This is a genomic window from Acinetobacter sp. YH12137, from assembly GCF_013418535.1.
Taxonomy (GTDB): domain Bacteria; phylum Pseudomonadota; class Gammaproteobacteria; order Pseudomonadales; family Moraxellaceae; genus Acinetobacter.
The window spans coordinates 1-3,257 of the sequence record NZ_VPBW01000075.1; the positions used below are offsets into that span (position 1 = coordinate 1).

At 54.5% G+C, this 3,257-nt stretch carries 3 protein-coding genes; 2 read left to right on the forward strand and 1 reads right to left on the reverse strand.

The window, feature by feature from the left end; translation table 11 throughout:
- Positions 1-1,963, forward strand: a 1,963-nt coding sequence (locus FTU72_RS16020) for a Tn3 family transposase (protein ID WP_373682959.1), incomplete at its 5' end; no start/stop codon positions are given.
- Between the two features lie 140 nt (positions 1,964-2,103).
- Positions 2,104-2,400, forward strand: coding sequence for a hypothetical protein (locus FTU72_RS16025; RefSeq protein ID WP_044501921.1), 297 nt, complete (start codon positions 2,104-2,106; stop codon positions 2,398-2,400).
- Positions 2,401-2,463: 63 nt separating this feature from the next.
- On the opposite strand, the gene tetR(Y) is transcribed toward FTU72_RS16025, so the two are convergent.
- Positions 2,464-3,087: a tetracycline resistance transcriptional repressor TetR(Y) gene (gene tetR(Y) / locus FTU72_RS16030; protein ID WP_011931118.1), complete on the reverse strand. Its 624-nt coding sequence runs from the start codon at positions 3,085-3,087 to the stop codon at positions 2,464-2,466.
- Positions 3,088-3,257 lie beyond the last annotated feature (170 nt).

The window sequence follows — 3,257 nt, forward strand, 5'->3', positions numbered from 1 at the left end:
AGTACCAGCGTACGGCCCACAGAATGATGTCACGCTGAAAATGCCGGCCTTTGAATGGGTTCATGTGCAGCTCCATCAGCAAAAGGGGATGATAAGTTTATCACCACCGACTATTTGCAACAGTGCCATCGCGAGTGGGTCAGGGTGGGACGGCTTAAAAACCCTTGTTGCAATGGCAACCAGGCTGACCGCCACCATGGCCGACGATCCGCTCAATCATGTGCTCGACGGTTATCACCGCTTCCGCCGATACGCTCCACGCATGTTGCGCCTGCTCGATCTGCGAGCTGCGCCCGTTGCACTGCCGCTTCTGGAAGCGGTGACGGCCCTTCGTACCGGTTTGAACGATGCCGCGATGACCAGCTTCTTGCGGCCCAGCTCGAAATGGCATCGCCACCTTCGGGCCCAGAGGGCTGGCGACGCTCGCCTATGGGAGATCGCGGTGCTGTTCCATCTGCGCGATGCGTTCCGCTCCGGAGATGTCTGGCTTACTAGGTCCCGGCGCTATGGCGATCTGAAACACGCACTCGTTCCGGCACAATCCATCGCGGAAGGCGGTCGTCTCGCTGTGCCATTGCGGCCGGAGGAATGGCTGGCAGACCGGCAAGCTCGCCTCGACATGCGGTTGCGCGAGCTTGGCCGTGCCGCTCGCGCAGGCACGATCCCGGGCGGGTCGATTGAAAACGGCGTTCTGCATATCGAGAAACTCGAAGCCGCCGCGCCGACAGGCGCCGAAGATCTGGTGCTCGATCTCTACAAGCAGATCCCGCCCACGCGCATCACCGATCTCCTGCTGGAGGTGGATGCGGCGACCGGCTTCACCGAAGCGTTCACCCATCTGCGCACAGGAGCACCCTGCGCTGACCGGATCGGGCTAATGAACGTTATCTTGGCGGAAGGGATCAACCTCGGCTTGCGCAAAATGGCGGATGCGACAAACACCCACACCTTCTGGGAATTGATCCGCATTGGACGGTGGCATGTCGAGGGCGAAGCCTATGACCGGGCGCTGGCCATGGTGGTCGAGGCACAGGCAGCGTTACCCATGGCCCGGTTCTGGGGCATGGGCACGTCGGCTTCGAGCGACGGACAGTTCTTCGTCGCTACAGAGCAAGGTGAGGCCATGAACCTGGTCAACGCGAAATATGGCAATACCCCGGGCCTGAAAGCCTATAGCCACGTCTCCGACCAATATGCGCCGTTCGCAACCCAGGTGATTCCTGCAACGGCAAGCGAAGCGCCTTACATCCTCGATGGCCTGCTGATGAACGATGCTGGACGCCATATCCGCGAGCAGTTCACCGACACGGGCGGCTTCACCGATCACGTCTTTGCCGCATGTGCCATTCTCGGCTACCGGTTCGCTCCGCGCATCCGCGACCTGCCATCCAAACGGCTCTACGCGTTCAATCCGTCGGCCGCCCCGGCGCACCTGCGAGCGTTGATCGGCGGAAAGGTCAACCAAGCCATGATCGAGCGCAATTGGCCCGACATCCTGCGCATCGCCGCCACCATTGCTGCCGGGACCGTCGCGCCAAGCCAGATTCTGCGGAAACTCGCCTCCTATCCGCGGCAGAACGAGCTCGCGACAGCCCTGCGGGAAGTCGGTCGCGTCGAGCGCACCCTGTTCATGATCGACTGGATTCTGGATGCCGAACTCCAACGGCGTGCCCAGATCGGGCTCAACAAAGGCGAAGCTCATCATGCGCTGAAGCGGGCAATCAGCTTCCACCGCCGCGGTGAAATCCGCGACCGTTCCGCCGAAGGCCAGCATTACCGCATCGCCGGCATGAATCTGCTCGCCGCCATCATCATCTTCTGGAACACCATGAAGCTCGGCGAGGTCGTTGCAAACCAGAAACGCGATGGAAAGCTGCTATCGCCCGATCTCTTGGCCCATGTTTCGCCGCTCGGATGGGAACACATCAATCTCACCGGAGAATATCGCTGGCCAAAGCCTTAGCGTAGGATTCCGCCCCCTCCCGCAAACGACCCCATTTTGTGATTTTGAATTAGATAATAATAAGTGATCGGCTTTGCTAATTGATGTTTTTGCTGTTGTCAGCTTAAAAGCTGAACAAGATTAAATAATGGAAATTTGATATGAATATGCGCATTCGTTTGATTGCAGGCGCAATCACCGCACTCATCGTGGGCTTTGGTTTTATGGCCTATGATAAATATACAGGCCGTGAATGGGTCGTCTCACCTGATCAGATTGAAGCGGCTCAAAGCAGTGGTAAAGCGGGTGTGGAAACACGTCCGGGCACGGTTGCGGTACGTGCAATCCGCAGCGAAGATGCGGATATACTGCCATTTAAATGGCTTGGTTATGGTTTGGTTGCAGGGTTCTTTGTCGTCTATTCAACACGCAAACCAAAAGCTGCACCAAAAGCATAATCTTTAAGTTAATCATTTTAAAAGCCTCGCTTTGCGGGGCTTTTTTATGTTGCATCTGCTAAGTTATTTTGTGGCTTTCTTCATTTCCAGACCGGAAATTAAAGCATCCAATCCATATTCAAAGGCAAAATCGGCACCTTCCGCATCGAATGTATCAAAGGCATGAGATAGAAACTGTGATGGCTGTGCAGGGGCTTCTTTTGAGGCTTGTTTGCGTTCAGAACTATCTTCGAGGGCTGCTTGCTGCTCACTGACAGAGCCCGTCGTATAATGACTGACAATCACTAATGCCCGTACGGCATCGGGCTGTTCAAATCCGCTCTCACATAAAAATCTGATCTGTTTTTCCACGCGCTCATATTGCGCACTGGTTGGGCGTGTGCCCGCATGAATGCGTGCGCCATCACGATAAGAAAGCAGTGCGCTACGAAAGCTGAGTGCATTTTCTTTTAAAAAGACACGCCAGTCTTCTCCTGTCTGAGGCACGGTGCGGGTGTGATTTTTTTCTAACATGGCTTCAGATAAGGCATCAAGCAGGGCGCGCTTATTGCGAAAATGCCAATAAAGAGCAGGTTGCTGCACCTTCAGGCGCTCGGCCAATTTTCGCGTTGTTAAATTGTCAACACCGACTTCGTTGAGAAGTTCAAGTGCAGCCTGAATAACGGTCTCACGATCCAATTTGGTCATTTTATTGCATTACCTCTTGACAATTTATCGTTGATAAAGTTTATTATCGCCAACTTATCAATGATAAATAAAAGTCACATCTATGTCAAAATCACTTATAACCGCACTCATTGTTGTCGCGCTTGATGCGATTGGTTTGGGATTAATCATGCCGGTGGTTCCGGCTTTAT